20 protein-coding genes are annotated in these 18490 nt (G+C 62.1%); 10 read left to right on the forward strand and 10 right to left on the reverse strand.

Annotated elements, in window-relative coordinates; translation table 11 throughout:
- Positions 1 to 3 precede the first annotated feature (3 nt).
- Complete coding sequence (gene trpD / locus O7A60_RS14485; protein WP_337106883.1) at positions 4 to 1014, reverse strand: anthranilate phosphoribosyltransferase; 1011 nt, start codon at positions 1012 to 1014, stop codon at positions 4 to 6.
- Complete coding sequence (locus O7A60_RS14490) at positions 1011 to 2903, reverse strand: SurA N-terminal domain-containing protein (protein WP_337106884.1); 1893 nt, start codon at positions 2901 to 2903, stop codon at positions 1011 to 1013. The genes trpD and O7A60_RS14490 overlap by 4 nt, the downstream gene beginning before the upstream one ends.
- A 143-nt stretch (positions 2904 to 3046) precedes the next feature.
- Between O7A60_RS14490 and tpiA the strand changes: the two genes are divergently transcribed.
- The 5 genes from tpiA to O7A60_RS14515 all read left to right on the forward strand — a co-directional run bounded on the left by tpiA (position 3047) and on the right by O7A60_RS14515 (position 8177).
- Positions 3047 to 3817 (forward strand): triose-phosphate isomerase, encoded by a 771-nt coding sequence (gene tpiA, locus O7A60_RS14495; RefSeq protein WP_140505435.1) that lies wholly within the window; start codon positions 3047 to 3049, stop codon positions 3815 to 3817.
- Positions 3818 to 3984: 167 nt separating this feature from the next.
- Positions 3985 to 4452: a preprotein translocase subunit SecG gene (gene secG, locus O7A60_RS14500; protein ID WP_337106885.1), complete on the forward strand. Its 468-nt coding sequence runs from the start codon at positions 3985 to 3987 to the stop codon at positions 4450 to 4452.
- Positions 4453 to 4663: 211 nt separating this feature from the next.
- A complete protein-coding gene (locus O7A60_RS14505; protein WP_337106956.1) occupies positions 4664 to 5794 on the forward strand; it encodes a L,D-transpeptidase in 1131 nt (376 codons plus the stop codon).
- Positions 5795 to 5991: 197 nt separating this feature from the next.
- Positions 5992 to 7629, forward strand: coding sequence for a CTP synthase (locus tag O7A60_RS14510; RefSeq protein WP_337106886.1), 1638 nt, complete (start codon positions 5992 to 5994; stop codon positions 7627 to 7629).
- Between the two features lie 8 nt (positions 7630 to 7637).
- The gene (locus O7A60_RS14515) at positions 7638 to 8177 is read left to right on the forward strand and encodes a DUF1697 domain-containing protein (protein ID WP_337106887.1); all 540 of its coding nucleotides are present in this window, start codon (positions 7638 to 7640) and stop codon (positions 8175 to 8177) included.
- A gap of 36 nt (positions 8178 to 8213) precedes the next feature.
- On the opposite strand, the gene O7A60_RS14520 is transcribed toward O7A60_RS14515, so the two are convergent.
- Positions 8214 to 9671 carry an NCS1 family nucleobase:cation symporter-1 gene (locus tag O7A60_RS14520; protein ID WP_140505426.1) on the reverse strand — a complete coding sequence of 486 codons (1458 nt, stop codon included), beginning with the start codon at positions 9669 to 9671 and terminating at the stop codon, positions 8214 to 8216.
- A 250-nt stretch (positions 9672 to 9921) separates the two neighbouring features.
- A complete protein-coding gene (locus tag O7A60_RS14525; RefSeq protein WP_337106888.1) occupies positions 9922 to 10203 on the reverse strand; it encodes a type 2 periplasmic-binding domain-containing protein in 282 nt (93 codons plus the stop codon).
- A gap of 195 nt (positions 10204 to 10398) precedes the next feature.
- Between O7A60_RS14525 and O7A60_RS14530 the strand changes: the two genes are divergently transcribed.
- Together O7A60_RS14530 and O7A60_RS14535 are read left to right on the forward strand one after the other, a co-directional pair.
- The gene (locus O7A60_RS14530) at positions 10399 to 11385 is read left to right on the forward strand and encodes an ABC transporter ATP-binding protein (RefSeq protein WP_337106889.1); all 987 of its coding nucleotides are present in this window, start codon (positions 10399 to 10401) and stop codon (positions 11383 to 11385) included.
- 6 nt (positions 11386 to 11391) lie between these two features.
- A complete protein-coding gene (locus O7A60_RS14535) occupies positions 11392 to 11814 on the forward strand; it encodes a DUF982 domain-containing protein (RefSeq protein WP_337106890.1) in 423 nt (140 codons plus the stop codon).
- Positions 11815 to 11970: 156 nt separating this feature from the next.
- On the opposite strand, the gene O7A60_RS14540 is transcribed toward O7A60_RS14535, so the two are convergent.
- Positions 11971 to 12222, reverse strand: coding sequence for a Cif family virulence factor (locus O7A60_RS14540; protein ID WP_337106891.1), 252 nt, complete (start codon positions 12220 to 12222; stop codon positions 11971 to 11973).
- A gap of 33 nt (positions 12223 to 12255) precedes the next feature.
- Positions 12256 to 12669, reverse strand: a complete 414-nt coding sequence (locus O7A60_RS14545) for a hypothetical protein (RefSeq protein WP_337106892.1) — start codon at positions 12667 to 12669, stop codon at positions 12256 to 12258.
- 390 nt (positions 12670 to 13059) lie between these two features.
- On the opposite strand from O7A60_RS14545, the gene O7A60_RS14550 reads away from it, so the two are divergent.
- Entirely contained in the window at positions 13060 to 14247 is a 1188-nt protein-coding gene (locus O7A60_RS14550) for an acyltransferase family protein (RefSeq protein ID WP_337106893.1), read from the forward strand.
- A gap of 439 nt (positions 14248 to 14686) precedes the next feature.
- Positions 14687 to 15685 carry a tRNA dihydrouridine(20/20a) synthase DusA gene (dusA, locus tag O7A60_RS14555; protein WP_337106894.1) on the forward strand — a complete coding sequence of 333 codons (999 nt, stop codon included), beginning with the start codon at positions 14687 to 14689 and terminating at the stop codon, positions 15683 to 15685.
- A gap of 105 nt (positions 15686 to 15790) precedes the next feature.
- Here dusA and O7A60_RS14560 read toward each other — a convergent pair whose 3' ends face one another.
- Positions 15791 to 16495 carry a TIGR02281 family clan AA aspartic protease gene (locus O7A60_RS14560; protein ID WP_337106895.1) on the reverse strand — a complete coding sequence of 235 codons (705 nt, stop codon included), beginning with the start codon at positions 16493 to 16495 and terminating at the stop codon, positions 15791 to 15793.
- 10 nt (positions 16496 to 16505) lie between these two features.
- Complete coding sequence (locus O7A60_RS14565; protein WP_337106896.1) at positions 16506 to 16736, reverse strand: DUF1289 domain-containing protein; 231 nt, start codon at positions 16734 to 16736, stop codon at positions 16506 to 16508.
- Between the two features lie 198 nt (positions 16737 to 16934).
- Here O7A60_RS14565 and O7A60_RS14570 point away from each other — a divergent pair, with 198 nt between their 5' ends.
- Complete coding sequence (locus O7A60_RS14570) at positions 16935 to 17933, forward strand: nicotinate-nucleotide--dimethylbenzimidazole phosphoribosyltransferase (RefSeq protein WP_337106897.1); 999 nt, start codon at positions 16935 to 16937, stop codon at positions 17931 to 17933.
- Positions 17934 to 17952: 19 nt separating this feature from the next.
- Here the strand turns inward: O7A60_RS14570 and O7A60_RS14575 are convergent, their stop codons facing one another.
- A complete protein-coding gene (locus O7A60_RS14575) occupies positions 17953 to 18324 on the reverse strand; it encodes a GNAT family N-acetyltransferase (protein WP_337106957.1) in 372 nt (123 codons plus the stop codon).
- Entirely contained in the window at positions 18284 to 18481 is a 198-nt protein-coding gene (locus tag O7A60_RS14580; protein ID WP_337106959.1) for a hypothetical protein, read from the reverse strand. Before O7A60_RS14580 ends, O7A60_RS14575 begins: the two co-directional genes overlap by 41 nt.
- Between the last annotated feature and the right edge of the window lie 9 nt (positions 18482 to 18490).

Consider the following 18490-nt stretch of genomic DNA (forward strand, 5'->3'; position numbering starts at 1 on the left):
GGTTCACCCGTTCGAAATTTCGACCAGCCGGTCGAGCACCTGCAGCGCCCGGCCGCTGTCGATCGCCTGCGCGGCGATGGCGATGCCGTCGCCGAGTGTCGTCGCCTTGCCCGCGATCACCAGTCCGGCGCCGGCATTCATCAACACCGTGTCGCGGTAGGCGCCGGCGCCGCCGCCCAGCATATCGCGCAAGGCCTTGGCATTATAGGCGGCATCACCGCCGCGCAGCTCATCCTTGGTATGGCGCTTCAGTCCAACCTCTTCCGGGGTCAGCGTAAAGCTGCGGATTTCGCCGCCAACCAGTTCGGCAACCTGCGTCTCGCCCGTGGTGGTGATCTCGTCATAGCCATCGCCATGGGCGACCCAGGCATGCTCGGTGCCGAGCGCCTTCAGCGTTTCGGCCACCGGCATGATCCATTCCGGCATGAACACGCCGACCATCTGCCGCTTGACGCTGGCCGGGTTGGAAAGCGGGCCGAGCAGGTTGAAGATGGTGCGCGTGCCAAGCTCGCCCCGAACCGGACCGACATGCTTCATCGCCGGATGGTGCGCCGGCGCGAACATGAAGCCGACACCGGCTTCATGGATGCATTTGCCGATAATCTCCGGCGCAATGTCGATCTTGACGCCGAGGGCAATCAGCACGTCGGCCGCGCCGGTCAGCGAGGACAGGCCACGATTGCCGTGCTTGGCGACAGGCACGCCGCTGCCGGCAATGACGAAGGCGGAGGCCGTCGAGATGTTGACCGAGTGCGAATTGTCGCCGCCGGTTCCGACGATGTCGATGGCGCCGTCAGGGGCATCGACGCGAAGCATCTTGGCGCGCATCGTGGCGACAGCGCCCGAAATCTCGTTCACCGTCTCGCCGCGCACGCGCAGCGCCATCAGGAAGCCGCCGATCTGCCCTGGGGTCGCATCGCCCGACATGATGATGTCGAAGGCCTCGCAGGCCTCCTCGAAGGACAGGGCAGTGCCGGTCGCGACCTTGGCGATGTGGGTTTTCAGCGCGCTCATCTCGTCGAGGCTTGGGCAACGGCGGCCTGGTCGATGCGGACGTCGTACTGCGTCTGCAACTGCGCCACCAATTGGTCGAGCAGGTCGTCGGACATGCCGGAGGTGAATGATTTCTGCGCGTCGTCCGGCACCGAGCTGGCGTCGGCGCCGGCCGGTTCGAACACTTCGGCGACCTTGAACAGGATCTGGCCGTCGCCGGTGGGCGAGGGGATCAAGCCGGTGCCGCCTTCGCCGACCCCGAACATCACGGCGGCGCCCTCCTTGCCGAAATCGGCATCATCGGCTTCGCGCTTCAAGCCGCGCTTGGTCTGCTTTTCCAGCTTGAGGTCACCGGCGATGACGTCGAGCGTGGCGCCGGCCTTGAGGCGCTTCTCGAGTTCGTCCGCCTTGGCGGCGAGCCGCTTGGTGGTCTCGGCCGCCGTCCAGTCGGCGACAACTTTCTGGCGCACCTCGTCAAGAGTGCGGTCGCGGGCCGGTGTGATCGAACCGACCTCATAGAAGACGAAGCCGTTGTCCGCGGTGGTCAGCGCCTCGTTTTCGGTGTTGGGTTCCGCATCAAAGACGGCCTTGATCAGCGACGGTGATTCCGGCAGGTCCTTGACGATGGAGCCATCGGGCCTCAGGCCATTGCGATCGATGGCGTCGACGGTGATGTCCTTAAGCTTCAATTTGGCGGCCGCGTCGGCCAGAGAACTGCCCGATGCACGAGTGTCCTCATAATTGTCGTGTACATCCAAAAGGATGCGGCTTGCCTCGCCCAGCGCCAGGTCCTTGCGGATCTGGTCGGACACTTCGGCGAGCGGCTTTACCACCTCGGGCTTGATCTCAGTCACGCGCAACAGCACTGGGCCGAAGGTGCCCTGAACGACCTGGCTGACTTCATTGACGTTGAGCGCGAAGGCGGCATCGGCAACCGCCTTGTCGGCGATCTTGTCCTTGGCGAGCGTGCCAAGCAGCGTGTCGGCCGGGGCCTTGCCTTCGGCGATCACCAGTTTGTCGAAGGTGGCGCCGGCCTTGAGCGAATCGAGTGCTGCCTTGGCCGCATCCGGCGTCTTGAACACAAGCTGCTCGATGGTGCGCATTTCGGGCGTGGTGTAGCGTGCCTTGTTCTTGTTGTAGTCGTCGCTGACCTGCTGGTCGGTGACCGCGGTCGTGTCCATGATGTCCACCGGTTCCAGGCGGACATACGAGAATTTACGGTATTCAGGTGCGGCGTAGGTTTTCTTGTTGGCCTCGAAATAGGCCTGGAGCACGCTGTCGCTTGGCGCTTCGATTGGCTCGACCAGCGTCTTTGGCAATGTCAAATAGTCGACGGTGCGGTCTTCACCGCGGTAGAGTGCGACCGCCTTGAAGAACGTGTCCGGCGCCTTGAGGCCGTCCGAGACCGCTTCGACGATCTGCTGGCGCACCGCCACCTGGGCGCGGTTCTTCAGGTAATCCTCGGGCCGCATGCCGACCTCGTGCAGCATGTAGTCGAATGTCCTTCGGTCGAACTGACCACCAGGGCCCTTGAAAGCCGGATCTTCGCGGGTGAGTTCGGCCAGCCGGTCCTTGGAGAGGCCGAGGCCCAGCTTGCGTGCCTGTTCGTCGAGAACGGCACCGGAAACGAGTTGCGCCAGCACCTGGTTGTCAATGCCGAGCGCCTTTGCCTGTTCATGAGTGAGGCGCTGACCGAACTGCTGCGACATGACGGCGAGCTGGCGGTCATATGCAAGGCGGTATTCGTTGATCGATACCTTGGTGCCGCCGGCCGTTATCACCGAATCGTGGCCCGCAAGGCCGCCCATCAGCCGTCCGGAGATGCCCCACGCGGCGAAACTGACCACCAGCAGCGAAAGCAATGTCTTCGCGACCCAGGTACCCGCCGCGCTTCTCAATATACCAAGCATGGTTACTTCCGATTTATGCGCATTTTCGCATGCGCCGAGTTTGAAACAAGCGCAATAGCGCCCTTCCGGTCCACTGTCGATTGCTTTGTGGCCTGATTTTGGTAGTGAGAGCCAGAGCCTGATATCGCCCGGAGAAGCACACCATGACGCCAGGAATTCGCCCGCTTGTCGCCGGCAACTGGAAAATGAACGGCACCAGCGCCTCGCTGAACGAGCTCAGGATGATCGGCAACGGTTTCATGAGCGGGCTCGACGCCGAGACCGAAGCACTGGTCTGTGTTCCCGCGACGCTGCTTTCCCATGCCGCGGAGATACTGTCGCGCACGCCGGTCCATGCCGGCGGTGAGGACTGCCATAGCAAGGAGAGCGGCGCCTATACCGGCTGCATTTCCGCGGAGATGCTGAAGGACGCGGGCGCGAGCCATGTCATTGTCGGTCACTCCGAATGCCGCGAACAAAGCGGCGAGGACGACGCGACGGTCCAGGCCAAGGCCACCGCGGCCTGGCGTGCCGGGCTGGTGGCCATCGTTTGCATCGGCGAGACGCGGCAGGAGCGTGAGGCTGGAGCCACGCTGGAGGTGCTGTCGCGCCAGGTGGCTGGCTCGGTGCCGCCAAGTGCCACGCCATCCAACACCGTCATTGCCTATGAGCCGGTATGGGCGATCGGCACCGGCTTGACGCCAACCGCGGCCGATGTGGCCGAAGCGCATGCGCATATCCGCGAAAAGCTGTCGGAAAAGCTCGGCGCCGCCGCCGCCAGGATGCGCATTCTCTATGGCGGCTCGGTCAAGCCGTCCAACGCGGTGGAGCTGCTGGGCGTCCGGAATGTCGATGGCGCGCTGGTCGGTGGCGCCAGCCTGAAAGCGGCTGATTTCCTGGGTATCGCCGAAGCCTATCGCAGCATTGCAGGCTGAGATTCACGAGGGTGGGCGGGTCTCGTCCCGTCCAATTTCGTTGCAAAGGGCGCGTTGCTTCCCATATTCCGGCCACGGGCTTGGAAATGCCGTGAAAGCATTGTATTGAGCCGCCTCCAATTCACCGGTCGTGTCCGCGGCCGGGCAGGGCCTTGCCAGGATAAACTATGCAAACCGTACTGATCGTCATCCATCTCATGGTCGTGCTCGCCCTTGTCGGCGTGGTGCTGCTGCAGCGCTCCGAAGGCGGCGGCCTCGGCATTGGTGGCGGATCGGGCTTCATGACGGCACGCGGCGCCGCCAACGCTTTGACCCGGGCGACGGCGATCCTGGCGGCTGCGTTCTTTGTGACGTCGCTGACCTTGTCGATCATCGCCCGCTACGGCGAGAAACCGATCGACATTCTCGATCGGGTTCCCACGACCTCGGACGGCAAGGGCGTGCTCAACCAACTGCCGGGCAAGACCACGCCGGCACCCGCCGGCAACGCTACGCCGACGCCGCCGTCCGGAAACGACGCCGCGGCAAAGCCTCCGGCAACGGCCCCGGCCACGGCACCCGCCGCCGGCTCGACGCCGCCAGCGACCGGGACCACCAACACCGCGCCGGCGGCGCCTCAGGTTCCGAACCAGTAACCTTGACGTTTCCAAACCGCGATCTGTGATCGTTTGAACACAGTCGCGGCAAATGCTGCGCGATCACGAAGATTCGACGGGCAGCAGTGCGGTCTCGCGCTTGAGGCATCCGCGCTTATTCGACTATAGATTGCACGCGGCATTTTCGGCGTCCTTGGGGGGCGCCGGGCGACGCCGTAGGCAACAAGCATTGAACGATCGGATCTTCGCCATGCAGCTTCGCAGCTTCATTTTCCTGGGACTTTGCGCCGCAATCGGCATGAGTTCCCCGGCCTTCGCCGGCATGCCGGCAAATATGGCCGCACAACAGTCGGTGTCGCTTGAAAAAACCGACGCCATCCCCGTCGCGGCCAAGAGCGATGCGGCGCAGTTGAAGCTTCTCAAGAAGAAGAAAACCCCGACACCGGACGACCTCGCCCAGATCAAGAAGATCGAGGCCAAGATCGCCGCTGGCAAGGAAGACGCCAAAGCCAAGGCGCTCGAAGCCAGGAAGCTGGCGATGCGCGAGGCAGCCAAAGCCAGGGCTGACGCGGACCGGAAGGCATTCCTGGCCAGCAAGGGTCAGAAGGCACCGGCAACCGAAGTGGCCGATGCCAAGCCGGCCAAGAAGACCATCAAGATTATCGAGCCGATTGAACCGGTCACGCCTATCCAGTCGGCCGAGCCTGTCCCGGCCGAGGTGATGAATGTCGCTTTGACCGGTAACAATGGCGAATTGCGCAGCGAGGTGGTCGGCGGCCAGAAGCAGTCAAGCGGCGGCCTGTTCGCCAGTCTGTTCGGTGGAACCTCATCCGGCTCATCGATCAGCTATCTGCCCGAGACACGCGCGCTCGACTCGGCACTTGCCCAGAAGAATGCCAAGAAGCCGTTCAAGGTGAAGCCGGAATTCGTGCCTCAGGACGTGGAATTCACGGGCTACGATGCCGGCACGATCGTCATCGACACCAGTGCTCGCCGGCTCTATCTCGTCGAATCATCGACCACCGCACGCCGCTACGCCATCGCGGTCGGCCGCGAAGGCCTGCAGTTCAAGGGCACGGTCGCGGTCGGCGACAAGCAGGAATGGCCGCGCTGGATCCCGACGCTCGACATGCAGAAGCGCGAGCCCAAGCACTACGGCCAGTACAAGGACGGCATGGCCGGCGGCGGCCAGAACCCGCTCGGCGCACGCGCCATCTATCTCTATGACGGCAAGAAGGATACGCATCTGCGTATCCACGGCACCATCGCGCCGCAGTCGATCGGCACCAGTGCCTCCAATGGCTGCTTCCGCATGATGAACGAGCACGTCATGGACCTCTACAGCCGCGTCCGGGTCGGCACCAAAGTCGTCATCATCTGACGTTTCCATCATCATGCCGAAAGGGCCGGCTCAGCCGGCCCTTTTGTTTTGCTTAAGGTCCCGCTCAAACCTGTTTGGTCGTGATCTTGTCCAAAAACCGGATTCCACTTTTCGGGATCATGGTCCGAGCGCCATCTTGGGAAAAAGCCTTCGCGGCGGTTTTTTCTCTGGCGGAATCAATCCGGCCGCGTTAAGCGATGACTCCCATGGCGCGATATGTATTCATCACAGGCGGCGTGGTTTCCTCACTTGGAAAAGGCATTGCCGCAGCGGCCCTTGGGGCTCTCCTGCAGGCGCGAGGCTATCGCGCACGCATCAAAAAACTCGACCCCTACCTCAATGTCGATCCCGGCACGATGTCGCCGTACCAGCATGGCGAAGTGTTCGTCACCGATGATGGGGCCGAAACCGACCTCGACCTTGGCCATTACGAGCGCTTCACCGGCCGTTCCGCCAACCAGCAGGACAACATCACGACCGGGCGTATCTACAAGAATATCATCGAGCGCGAGCGGCGTGGCGACTATCTCGGCGCGACCGTGCAGGTCATCCCGCACGTTACCGACGAGATCAAGAACTTCGTCCTCGACGGCAATGACGACTATGATTTCGTGCTGTGCGAAATCGGCGGCACGGTCGGCGACATCGAGGCGATGCCGTTCCTCGAAGCCATCCGCCAGCTCGGCAACGATCTGCCGCGCAACAACGCCGTCTATGTCCACCTGACCTTGATGCCCTATATCCCGACGGCGGGTGAGCTGAAGACCAAGCCGACGCAGCATTCGGTCAAGGAATTGCGCGGGATCGGCATTGCGCCGGATATTCTTCTGGTGCGCGCCGACCGCGCCATTCCCAAGGAAGAGCGCCGCAAACTGTCGCTGTTCTGCAATGTCAGGGAAAGCGCCGTCATCCAGGCGCTCGACGTGCCGCATATCTACGACGTGCCTATGGCCTACCACAAGGAAGGTCTCGATTCGGAAGTGCTGGCCGCCTTCGGCATCGACCCGGCGCCCAAGCCGCGCATGGAGCCATGGCAGGCTGTCTCCAACCGCATCCATAATCCGGAGGGCGAGGTCACCATCGCCATCGTCGGCAAGTATACCGGCCTCAAGGATGCCTACAAATCGCTGATCGAGGCGCTTTCGCATGGCGGGCTGGCCAACCACGTCAAGGTGAAGCTCGACTGGATCGAATCGGAAATCTTCGAAAAGGAAGACCCGACGCCTTGGCTGGAGAAGGTGCACGGCATCCTGGTGCCCGGCGGTTTCGGCGAGCGTGGCTCGGAGGGCAAGATCCTGGCGGCGAAGTTCGCACGCGAGCGCAAGGTGCCGTATTTCGGCATCTGCTTCGGCATGCAGATGGCCTGCATCGAGGCGGCACGCTCACTGGCCGGTGTCGAACATGCCTCATCGACCGAGTTCGGCCCCACCAAGGAACCAGTCGTCGGTTTGATGACCGAATGGCTGAAGGGCAACATGCTGGAAAAGCGCAGGGCGAGCGGCGATCTCGGCGGCACCATGCGGCTCGGCGCCTATCAGGCCGAGCTCGCCAAAGGCTCGAAGATCGCCGATATCTACGGCGACACCCAGATTTCCGAACGTCACCGGCACCGCTACGAGGTCAATATCGACTACAAGAAGCGCCTGGAGGATTGCGGGCTGATCTTTGCCGGCATGTCGCCCGACGGTGTGCTGCCGGAGACGGTCGAATATCCCGACCATCCCTGGTTCATCGGCGTGCAATATCACCCCGAGCTGAAGAGCCGGCCGCTCGATCCGCATCCGCTGTTCGCCAGCTTCATCGAGGCGGCGGTGGAGCAGAGCCGGCTGGTCTGATCGCTGCCATGCGGACCTTTGTGGCGCTCCTCTACAGCATCACCCTGGGAGAGGGGCGGCGGGTCGTCATGTCCGATCTCAAGGCGATGGCGGAAGGCCTCGGCCTGAAGAATGTCCGCACCCTGGTGGCGACCGGCAACCTGGTTTTCGAGAGCGAAAAGATCTCGATCGCCGGACTTGAGAAGCGGCTGGAATCCGCCTTCGAACAGACCTTTGGCCGCCATGTCGACATCATCGTCCGTGCCGCCGGAGACTGGCGCAAACTCGCAAGCGGCAATCCATTCCCGACCGAGTCGGTGGAAGCCGGCGATCAGGTCGCGGTGCGCGTGATGCGCAAACCCGTGGCCGAGGATGCCATATCGGGCCTGCAGGCCTATGCCGCCGCGGACGAGAAGGTGCTTCTGGTCGGCGGCGACATCTGGGTCGTCTTTTCACGGGAGAGGCCTAGCTCGCGGCTGCTCGCGGCCGCAAATCACAAACGCATGGGCATCGGAACCTCGCGCAACTGGAACACGGTGCGCAAGCTGGCCGAGATGATAGGAGCATAAATCTGGGGCGGCGTTGCGCCGCCCCAGAGAAGTTCGTCAGGCTTTTGCTATCTTGGCGCCTGCACCCAGGGCGGCGGTGCGCAGCACGTAGTAGATGACGCCGGCGATCGCCACGCCGAAGAACCAGCCATAGACGCCCCACCAGGACGGCAGCCAGTTGGTGAAGTTCGGCAGGATCGAGGAGAAGACGGCGCCGATGCCGGCGGCGATGAAGGCATTGACATGCCAGCCGCCCTGGAAGCGGAACTCGCCGTCCTCGCGATACAGCGCCTCGACGTCGACCTCGCCCTTCCGGATCAGATAGTAATCGACCATCATCACGCCGAAGATCGGTCCCATCGTCGCGCCGATGACGTTGACGAAAGAGGCGGCACTGCCTTCCCACGGTGCGAACGGATAGAGCACAAGCGCGATGACAGCGGCGATGTAGCCGCCCTTCTTGAAGTCGATCTGCCGCGGGAAGACGTTGGAGAAGTCGAAGGCCGGCGACACGAAGTTGGCCACGACGTTGATGCCAAGCGTCGCCACCGCGAAGGTCAGGGCGGCAAGGGCAGCCAGGAACCAGCTGTCGAACTTCGCCGAGATCTGGTCGGGGTGCAGCAGCACCTCATGGTAAACGTCGTAGGCGGCAATGGTGGTGACGCCGGCGACCAGCGAGAACAGGATCAGGTTGATCGGCAGACCCCAAATATTGCCCTTGCGCAGCGCCGCCTGATCGGGCGCATAGCGGGCGAAATCGCAGAAATTGAGATAGAGCGCCGAAAAATACGTCACCCAGATCGCGGCGACCGCGAACAGCGACGTCCACGAGCCCGGCGTTCCAGGCACGCCGGCATCCTTGGTCTTTTCCAGAAGCACGTCCATCGGGATGTCGCTGGTGAAGGCGAAGGTTCCGGATTTGACGCAGAGATAGATGGCCAGGAGCAGCATCATCACCCAGACGGCTGGTCCCGCCCAATCCTGGAACCGGCGCACCGTTTCCATGCCTTTCTGGATGATGAGCAGTTGCAGGGCCCATATGACCACGAAGCAGATCACCTCCAGGCCGGAATGGCCGAGGAAATGGGTGTTGGCGTTGAAGTCGGCGAACCATTGCGAGCGGATCAGCAATGCAACGATGGCGCCGGAGGCGGCGGCGGTCTGCGCGCCATACCAGAAGCAGGCGACGATGGCGCGCACCAGTGCCGGAATGTTGGCGCCCCAGATGCCGAAGGAGGCGCGGGCGAGCACGGGGTAGGGCACACCGGTCTTGACACCGGCATAGCCGACCATGTTCATCAGCGCGTAGATGATCAGCGAGCCGATGCCGATGGCGATGATGAAATTGACGAAGCCGCCACAGAACAGAAACAGGCTGGCGGCGAGGTAGTAGCCCCACAGGCTATGGACGTCCGACGTCCAGACGTTGAAGATCGAGAACGGTCCCCAGTTTCGAACCTTGGCAGGAGCGAGGTCTTCATTATACAGGTCAGGCGATGCGCCTTGTATCGTCATTGCAATGTCCCCTTCTTGCAGCACGCGCCCTCACGCGTTGATCGCGGAGGTTACGCCTGACGCAGGGGAACCGGCAAGCAATCGATTTGCCGGCTTTGACCTTAAAGATATTCAATGCGAACCGCGATTATCGACGGGGCGATGATGGTGAGCCGCTTTTGAAAAGGCCTGCCTGTTGATTCGAGTTCTCGATCCACGGCCTGAATCTGGACGAACCCGTGTTCACAAATCTGTCGGCAAGCGGGGCTGCCTAGGCGATGGCCATCACCCGCTTATGGTCCTCGACTTCGGAAAGCAGCCAGTCCTGAAAGAGGCCGGTACCCGGCTTGTTGCCGATGCTGCGGCGCTGATGCAGGTAGATGCCCGCCGGATAGGTATGGCGGGCGCTGAACGGGGCGACCAGCTTGCCCTGCTGCAGCAGATCCTGGGCCATCATCGTGTCAGCAAGCGCTATTCCAGCGCCATTGATCGCCTCGCGCATGATCAGCGTGCAATCATCCAGCGTCGTGCTGGATTTCGGCGTCGTGTCCAAAACGCCTTCCTGCTCCAGCCAGCGCTTCCATCGCATGGTCTCGCATTCGCCATCGCTGCTGCGATTGCCGCAAGGCTGTGCCTTCGGTCCGCGTTGCCGGGTCCGCTACGAGCCGTGTCTAACCGGCAAGCCCGAGCTTGGCGCCGCCACGCACGCGGCGGCCTGCTTTCGAGTGGCGCAGGCATGAGCGGACCGATGATCGACAACGACCGTCCAATCCTCGAAACGCGCTCGCTCGGCAAGCGTTTCTCGATCGGCACCCGTTTTTCCGCCGAAGGCAGGCGAACCGTCCATGCGGTCGACAATGTCTCCCTGACGGTGCGGCGCGGCGAAACCGTAGGGTTGGTCGGCGAATCCGGATGTGGCAAGTCCACGCTGGCGCGCTGTCTGGTCAGGCTCTACGACATTTCAGACGGTGAGCTGCTGTTCGAAGGCGACGACATCATGTCGAAGTCGCTGTCTGAACTGAGGCCGCTGCGGCGGCGCCTGCAAATGGTGTTCCAGGACCCGTCGGCCTCGCTCAATCCGCGCCGGGGTGTCGGCGACCTCGTGGCGGAACCGCTGCGCATCCATGGCAAGCTTTCATCGCGCGAGATCACCAACCGCGTCGCGGAGCTCTTCGAGCTCGTCGGACTGTTACCGGACCATGTCATGCGCTTCCCCCATGGATTCTCGGGCGGGCAGCGTCAGCGTGTCGGCATAGCGCGCGCCATAGCCCTCAATCCCGATCTCGTCGTTCTCGACGAACCGGTCTCAGCGCTCGACGTGTCCGTACAGGCGCAGATCGTCAACCTGCTTGCCGACCTTCAGGAGAAGCTGGACCTCACCTATGTCTTCATCGCCCACGACCTGTCCGTGGTGCGTCAGGTCTCGACCCGCATCGCGGTCATGTATCTCGGCTCGATCGTCGAGGAAGGACCGGCGGAAGAGGTGTTTTCAGCCCCGGCCCACCCTTACAGCCAGACGCTGATCTCGGCCGTTCCCGTCGTGGAGACGACACCCAGCGGGACGCGCAGGCGCATTATCCTTACGGGCGATGTGCCGAGCCCGCTCAATCCGCCATCCGGGTGCCGGTTCCATCCCCGATGCCCGATAGCGGTTGAGCGCTGCCGTTCGGAGCGGCCGGAACTGAGGGAGTACCGACCCGGCCGCAAAGCGGCCTGCCACTTCCCGACGACATAGCCGACATTGCTCATCCATTCGACCGCCAGATTTTTTAAAGATTCTGTTTTCCGCGTGGAACCAAGCACCGGATGGCGCGTTTCAGCGGGTTCGATCGAGCGCATCTCGATCGAAGCGGAGGAAACGATGGACTACCTGCATTTCTTTTCGCCCGTGCGGATATCGCGCGGGCAAGGGCATCCTGTGGAAGAAGTGGATAGTGTCGCCGAGGCGATGGTTTTCTTGCGTAAATGGCCGAAGGGACGGCGTGGGCCTGTGTATCAGTGTGCCCTGAATTGCTGCTCGGCCGCCCTATCCGGACAGATGTCGGCGGAGGAAGCAAGAAAGGCGTTCACCGGCTTTGCCCGGATCACGCGGCTTCTGGACGATGATATGGCTCTGCCGATAGGCAACGACAGCAAGGCGAGCATACACGCGCTGCGGCGGTAGCCGTCCACGGCCTTTACTGCTGGCGGATCGCGCCCGTTGCGGGCGCGACGTCCCTGTTTGCGCTTCGGGGCAAACCGTCCCACCATCCGGTCACCAATCGACACTGTATCGATCGATCACCCAGAGCCATGATCCATCCGCTTGCCGGCGGGCGCCCTAGCTTGTCACATCACCGTCCGGAAAGCGGGTCGACGTCAGCGCCAGGTCACCGCTGACCAGCGCCGCACGCTGCTCGCCGACGGCAAACTTACGACCGGAGGCGGTGACGTCGGCATAGTGGCTGCGAATGGCTTCGTAGCCGCGCAGAAACCGTCCACCGCCCCAGTCGATCACCGCATCCGGTTCGAACAGCGAGGCCCGATCTCGCTGAATCTGCAGGAATTGGAGTCGCTGATTGCACGGCAACATTCCGGTCGACGCGTCGACCGGAATCCCGTCTCCCTAAGCAGGTATCAGGACGGCGATGCGATGTATGCCGACCACCTTGCTTGTGTTGGTCGCCTCGTCGGTCTTGCCCTTGGCGCAAGTGTACATGTCGCCTTCCTTCAGCTTGAATTCCTTGTCCGCTTTCTTGATCGTGAATGCACCGGCGGTAATCGTGCAGACCATGTCGTTGTCCATCACGGTTTGAGGAGCGTGTGCCCCGGGCTGAAAGACGACGTCGACAATCGAGATGCTCTTGTAGGCGGGAATGTCGGCGTTCCCGGTACCGACCTCCACCACCCTGACGCCAGGAGCAATCTCCTTGCCGTCTTTCGGGCCGTATTTCTTCGTCTTTGCATGCGCAGTCAGGACGAACAGAGGGGTTGCCGCCGCAGCCGTGAGACCAAGGGCAATTGCAGATCTGCGATTCATGCTTTCCTCCCATATGTTGGTCGCGCAACAATGTGAGCGACAACTAATATTACTCCTTTCCCATATGATTTTAAATGACCGTGATGGCGCCATGGCATTTCCGCCGCCTCATGATCGACCAATGCAGCCGTGCGAGCAGGGGCGTGTGCACTATCATATAGTTGCGGGAGACCGCGTGCAAAAATCGCCCACGAAGGTTCTGCTTCTCTTCTTTTTCGTTCACCCTAAGGGGCCGCCGAAAGCGCTTTTGCGAGGCTCGCCGATTGCGACCAAAATGACAATCGTTCAATGCGCGCTAACTCTGCCGCATACCCTTAATTGAAGAACACATCGTAAGGTGCATCTAAAGATGCGGTTATCAGGCTGGCGTCGCGTTTACGGAGAGTGTTGATGAAAACCTTTGGAGCTATGTTGGCCCGCTATAGAGGCTACGGGCCCGGCTTCAATTTTTTGCGCATAACGCTGGCGTTCTCGATTGTTTTCTATCACGTTCTTACCAATTCCGACCACTGGCAGTTGGCGCACGGTCCGGTGCTTTGGTTCCTTGAATATAGCTTGGTGGCGATGTTTTTCGCCCTTAGCGGCTTTCTGATCACCGCCAGCGCCCAACGTCTCAGCCTGGAAGATTTCCTGATTAATCGCGCCCTGCGCATCGTTCCGGCGTTAGCGGTTGATATTCTGGTGTGCGCCTTCATCATCGGTCCAGCCGTTACTACTCTGCCGCTAGCCGGCTATTTCACCAATGCAGGCTTCTTCGCCTATATGCTGAACATTATCGGCTGGGTTCATTTTCAACTGCCAGGCGTGTTTGAAACCAACCCGCTGCCGCAGGTCAACGGCGCGCTGTGGACCATTCCTTGGGAGATATGTTGCTACACAATCATGTCGGTCTTGATGGTGACAGGTGTGGTGCGGCGGCCGGTGGCGACTGCCCTGCTGCTAGCGATCTTTGTCCTCGCGGGCATTGCGGTCGGGCATTTCGCGTCCGCCAAGGCAGGAGATGCCTCAGGCCTTCATACGCTCTTCGTCGGTCGTGGCGCTCATCTCATCACGGCCTTCCTGTGCGGCGTGCTTGCGTATCAGTTGCGCGACAAGATCCCGATGAGCAGGATGCTGTTTGCTGCCTGCATTGCCGTTGCGGTGTCCGCCATATTGCTGCTTGAAACGAGCGCGACCGAAAGTGTCGCATACCGGCTGTTCCTGATGCCAGTTCTGACCTACATAACAATTTACGCTGGCCTTTCGCGACTGATGCTACCGCGGATTCTGGAGGGCGGTGATTATTCTTATGGCGTATATCTCTATCACCTGCCGTTCATCCAGCTCGCTATCCTGGTCGGGCCGCTGATCCTCGTCGGCTCATTAGTCGGCATTGTCACGCTGACTTTGACGGTGGGCATCGTCGTCCTCTGCGTTGCCGCGATTTCATGGCACTGCGTTGAGAAGCCCGTCCTGTCGCTTAGGAAACGCTATTCGCTGACAGGCAGGATGATTGCGGCAGGCGAGGGCCGGCAGCATCCGCCGGAGGAACCCAGCGCTTGTGCTAGATCTGATAGGGTGAGCATCGCGGCGCGGTAGTCTTTTGTGGACGAAGTTTCCTGACGGGTTTTGGGTCTGGTTTCCCATCGTTGTATGCACCATTGCGGTTATATCGTGCTTCACATTGACTGCCGTTGAGGCGCCTGCACCATCAGCGTCATGAAGGTCGATGAGTTCGCCGAAGTCTTCAGGCGCGCTACGCGGGACTTCGTCGGCGTCTCACCGCGATCGACTTGGCGCTCGGTTTCGGTTGCCCAGCGCCGGGGCGCCGTCGCGGCGCGGGAAGGTCTCGCTGACGTAGCGACCTTTGCGACGGACTTGAACACGCTATGAGCCGGACGAGAGTTTTGTGTAGGTGGCCTTTCTTTCGTGTGCGCTCCGTGTGCACTGACAGATCGAAACGTGGTGAAAAGGGTCGTATTTTGGCGTAAAGTGGCGTAGCCGCGATTGCGACTAACGAATTGATGTTAAAGAAAAAATGGCGAAAAATCAAGAGCATAGAGTGGCCGTGGCGCCGATGATGGACTGGACGGACCGGCATTGCCGGTTCTTCCATCGCCGGCTGACGACACATGCGCTGCTGTACACCGAAATGGTTGTCGCCGACGCGGTGATCCACGGCGCACGCGAGCGGCTTCTTGGCTTCGATGAGGTGGAACATCCCGTCGCCCTGCAACTTGGCGGCTCGGATCCCGCAAAACTTGCCGAAGCGGCGCGCATTGGCGAGGCCTTCGGTTATGACGAGATCAATCTCAATGTCGGCTGCCCGTCCGACCGCGTCCAGTCGGGCACCTTCGGCGCTTGCCTGATGAAAGTGCCCGACCTTGTCGCCGACTGTGTCGCAGCGATGAAAGCGGCAGTAACGGTGCCGGTCACGGTCAAATGCCGCATCGGCGTCGACGAACAGGATCCGGAGCCGGCGCTCGATGCGCTGGCGAATGGGGTTTTCGAGGCCGGCGCCGATGCCTTGTGGGTGCATGCTCGCAAGGCGTGGCTGGAAGGGCTGAGCCCCAAGGAAAACCGCGACATCCCGCCGCTTGACTATGACAGGGTCTATCGGCTGAAGAAAAAAAAGAGGAGCCAATTCATTGGCATCAATGGCGGTATTCAGTCGCTTGAAGAGGCTCGGACGCATCTCGATCATGTCGATGGCGCCATGCTCGGCCGCGCCGCCTACCACACACCAGGCATTCTGGCCGGTGTTGACGCCGCCTTCTACGGAACGCTGCCGGAAGCGTTCGATTTCGCGGCGCTGGTCGATGCGATAGCGGATTATGCGGCGCGCCATATCGAACAAGGCGGACGGCTCGGCCATGTCACCCGCCATATGGTCGGGCTGTTTCACGGGCTGCCCGGCGCGCGCCGCTACCGCCAGATCCTATCCACCGACGCGACCCGGCCCGGAGCCGGACCGGACGTGCTGAAGACGGCTTTCGCGGCTGTCGAATTTGGTGGAGCGGCCGCCGAAGCGGCCTGAACTAACAGCATATCGCGGCCAATAGGATTCGCCTGACCGGCTGTTAGCTTCGGATTCTATGCATGTCGTTGTCCCGGAACCGAGGGCACTTCCGGGCGCCATGCATTAGTCCCTGAGGATCATACGGTCGCCGCGCACGTCGAAGCCCGAGAGCGAACCGATGAAGTTCATGCCGAGCAGGCTTTGGCTCAGCATGCCGGGAGCGGCGATCATCACCGACATATCCTTGCGCACGATGCCGCCGATCGCCAACTCGTGGGTTTTGACCGCTGCGGCGCGTGCCATGCCGTTGGCTGTCGAAACCTGTATTGTATAGTTGAGCGCGGCCGGATTGAAGCCGGCGGCTTGCGCGTCTTCCGAAGTCAGGACCGTGCTGGTCGCGCCGGTGTCGACGACGGTGCGAACCGGGTTGCCGTTGACCAGGATGCGCGCTTCGAAATGACCATTGTCGGCCTTGTCCAGGGTCACGGTGGCGTGGCCGTCTTGGACGCCGAGCGCCAGCGGACTGCCGGGAACGAGGCCCGCGGTCACGCGGCTGGCGACGTCCTGCAGCTCGTAACGATATTGGTAGCCGGCAATCAGCGCGAGCACGATAGCGGCCCAGGCGCCGAGATTGCGGGCCATCACTCCGAGCGGAGCCGACCGCAGCAAGCCGGCACCGATAAGGGCGCCGAAAGCTCCAAGCCAGATCAGCCGTCCAAAATCGTAATTCTCGACGCCGAGCGTGCTGCCGGCGGAATCGTTGAGCATGAGCAGCGCTGCCCCCACGCCGATCACCGCCATCACAGTCCAGAACAGCCGGCTGCTCATCCGTCCCTCGCTAGAGTGCGTCGCGTTCGCGCGCCATGCGGGTGCGGCGTGTTTCCCGGCGCGGCCGGCGCTCGACGGTTTCCAGCCGGGCCGGCAGTTCGGCCATCACGCTGCGGCGCGTCTCGGGCGTCATCGCCATCCAGGCGCCGATCTCCTCGCGCGTGCGGCCGCAACCGAAGCAGAAGCCGGTTTTCATATCGATCGAACAGACCAGGATGCAGGGAGTTTCGATGGCCGTCATGACTTTCTCTCGAGGGATCCGGTCCGGAATCCGCTCTTCCATCTCCACATGGTGCAACGGCAAAGCCAATGCAAGCCCTCGCGATAGCGCCTTCCGTGACCGCCTTTGCGGCAAATCAGCAAGGACGATCGAGGAGGTTGTGCCGATCACGCAAGGCAGCTATGCCGCTCCCCGGATCCAGGAACGATTGTTCGCGACATGACCAGTGCACTGCCTTTCGATGATTTCCGCAACCTGCTCGACAATTTGCCGGCAGCCGACCTCAAAGCCGAAGCGCGCGTGCGCACGCTGTTTGCCAAGGCCGACAAGCCGGTGAATTCGCTTGGCCGCGTCGAGGACATCGCCGCGTGGCTCGCCGCCTGGAGCGGTCGCGCTCCGCCCGCCGTGACCAGGCCCTTGATGGCTGTCTTTGCCGGTAATCATGGCGTTGTCAGGCATGGCATTTCGACGAGGCCCGTGGCAGCGACCGCCAACGCGGTCGAGCTTTGCGCGGCCGGCGGTGCGGCGATCAACCAGATCTGCATTGCCAACGACCTCGGTCTGAAGGTGTTCGATCTTGCCCTGCACATCCCGACCGGCGACATCACCGAGGATGCCGCGCTCGATGAACGCGGTTGCGCGGCCACCATGGCCTTCGGAATGGAGGCGATTGCCGGCGGCACCGACCTGCTTTGCCTGGGCGATCTCGGCGTCGGCAACTCCACCGTCGCCGCCGCCCTGTTCGCCGCGTTGCTGGGGGGCAGGGGTGCCGACTGGATTGGTCCGGGATCCGGCGCCGATGCGGCGATGCAGGCCCGCAAGGCGAAGGTGATCGATGCGGCGCTGGCCTTTCACGGCCACCATCTGGAAGACCCCCTGGAGGCGCTGCGCCGGGTCGGCGGCCGCGAGTTCGCGGCGATAGCCGGCGCAATCCTTGCCGCGCGGATGCAGCAGATACCGGTACTGCTCGATGGCTTCGCGGCAACGGCAGCCGCGGCGGTGCTGCATGCGGCAAACCCCGTAGCACTTGATCATTGTCTTCTCGCCAGCCTGTCGCCGGAGCTCGCACATGCAAGGGCCGCTGAGCACCTCGGGCTGCGTCCGCTGCTCGATCTGGGCATCGGTCATGGCGAAGGGGCAGGAGCAGCCCTGGCGGCCGGGCTGGTCAAGGCAGCGGCATTGACAAGTTCAGGCATGGCGGCGGCTGTGCGGGGCTAACGTCCCCGGTCCTCGCGCGTCAACGCCGGCTATTGGGAATGCGATAGACGACCGAGGTATATTTCGAATTCGAGCGTGTCTCGACTATTGAACCGCCAAGGCCTTCCGCGATCCTTCTGCTCGCCACGTTCTCTTCTGCGGCTGGATACTCGAAGCAATCCGGATTGAATGCGTCGGACGCCCAAGCCGCCACGGCGGCAACGGCCTCACGGCCGATGCCGTTTCCATGTACGTCCTCCCTTAGCCAAATTCCGATCTCGGGACAGGCAGTCCTGGCCGCATGAAGGCCGACAAGCCCCAGGCAGCGACCGTCCGCCAACGAACGCACGACGAAATGCAAATCCGATTCGTCAAGGATCGGGGCCGGCCAGGATCGCCATAACCTCGGCAAAAGCCGCTGGTGATCGAGGTGGTTCCCACTGCATGAAGCGGGTGATCGCGGGAGTGATGGCGGCAAAGACGTCTGCGGCATCGTCGGCCGCAAACAGCTTCAGGCGAAGCCGCTGCGATTTGATTTCGATGCTGCTGGCATCCCACTCCGCCGTCATTATGGTCCG

The organism is Mesorhizobium salmacidum (SeqCode), from assembly GCF_037179605.1.
Classification (GTDB): Bacteria; Pseudomonadota; Alphaproteobacteria; order Rhizobiales; family Rhizobiaceae; genus Mesorhizobium; species Mesorhizobium salmacidum.

Excerpts from the sequence above, each read along its gene's own strand:
- trpD (WP_337106883.1), bottom strand. The coding sequence starts at position 1,014 with ATGAGCGCGCTGAAAACCCACATCGCCAAGGTCGCGACCGGCACTGCC.
- O7A60_RS14490 (WP_337106884.1), bottom strand. The coding sequence starts at position 2,903 with ATGCTTGGTATATTGAGAAGCGCGGCGGGTACCTGGGTCGCGAAGACA.
- tpiA (WP_140505435.1), top strand. The coding sequence starts at position 3,047 with ATGACGCCAGGAATTCGCCCGCTTGTCGCCGGCAACTGGAAAATGAAC.
- secG (WP_337106885.1), top strand. The coding sequence starts at position 3,985 with ATGCAAACCGTACTGATCGTCATCCATCTCATGGTCGTGCTCGCCCTT.
- O7A60_RS14505 (WP_337106956.1), top strand. The coding sequence starts at position 4,664 with ATGCAGCTTCGCAGCTTCATTTTCCTGGGACTTTGCGCCGCAATCGGC.
- O7A60_RS14510 (WP_337106886.1), top strand. The coding sequence starts at position 5,992 with ATGACTCCCATGGCGCGATATGTATTCATCACAGGCGGCGTGGTTTCC.
- O7A60_RS14515 (WP_337106887.1), top strand. The coding sequence starts at position 7,638 with ATGCGGACCTTTGTGGCGCTCCTCTACAGCATCACCCTGGGAGAGGGG.
- O7A60_RS14520 (WP_140505426.1), bottom strand. The coding sequence starts at position 9,671 with ATGACGATACAAGGCGCATCGCCTGACCTGTATAATGAAGACCTCGCT.
- O7A60_RS14530 (WP_337106889.1), top strand. The coding sequence starts at position 10,399 with ATGATCGACAACGACCGTCCAATCCTCGAAACGCGCTCGCTCGGCAAG.
- O7A60_RS14540 (WP_337106891.1), bottom strand. The coding sequence starts at position 12,222 with ATGTTGCCGTGCAATCAGCGACTCCAATTCCTGCAGATTCAGCGAGAT.
- O7A60_RS14545 (WP_337106892.1), bottom strand. The coding sequence starts at position 12,669 with ATGAATCGCAGATCTGCAATTGCCCTTGGTCTCACGGCTGCGGCGGCA.
- O7A60_RS14550 (WP_337106893.1), top strand. The coding sequence starts at position 13,060 with ATGAAAACCTTTGGAGCTATGTTGGCCCGCTATAGAGGCTACGGGCCC.
- dusA (WP_337106894.1), top strand. The coding sequence starts at position 14,687 with ATGGCGAAAAATCAAGAGCATAGAGTGGCCGTGGCGCCGATGATGGAC.
- O7A60_RS14560 (WP_337106895.1), bottom strand. The coding sequence starts at position 16,495 with ATGAGCAGCCGGCTGTTCTGGACTGTGATGGCGGTGATCGGCGTGGGG.
- O7A60_RS14565 (WP_337106896.1), bottom strand. The coding sequence starts at position 16,736 with ATGACGGCCATCGAAACTCCCTGCATCCTGGTCTGTTCGATCGATATG.
- O7A60_RS14570 (WP_337106897.1), top strand. The coding sequence starts at position 16,935 with ATGACCAGTGCACTGCCTTTCGATGATTTCCGCAACCTGCTCGACAAT.
- O7A60_RS14580 (WP_337106959.1), bottom strand. The coding sequence starts at position 18,481 with ATGACGGCGGAGTGGGATGCCAGCAGCATCGAAATCAAATCGCAGCGG.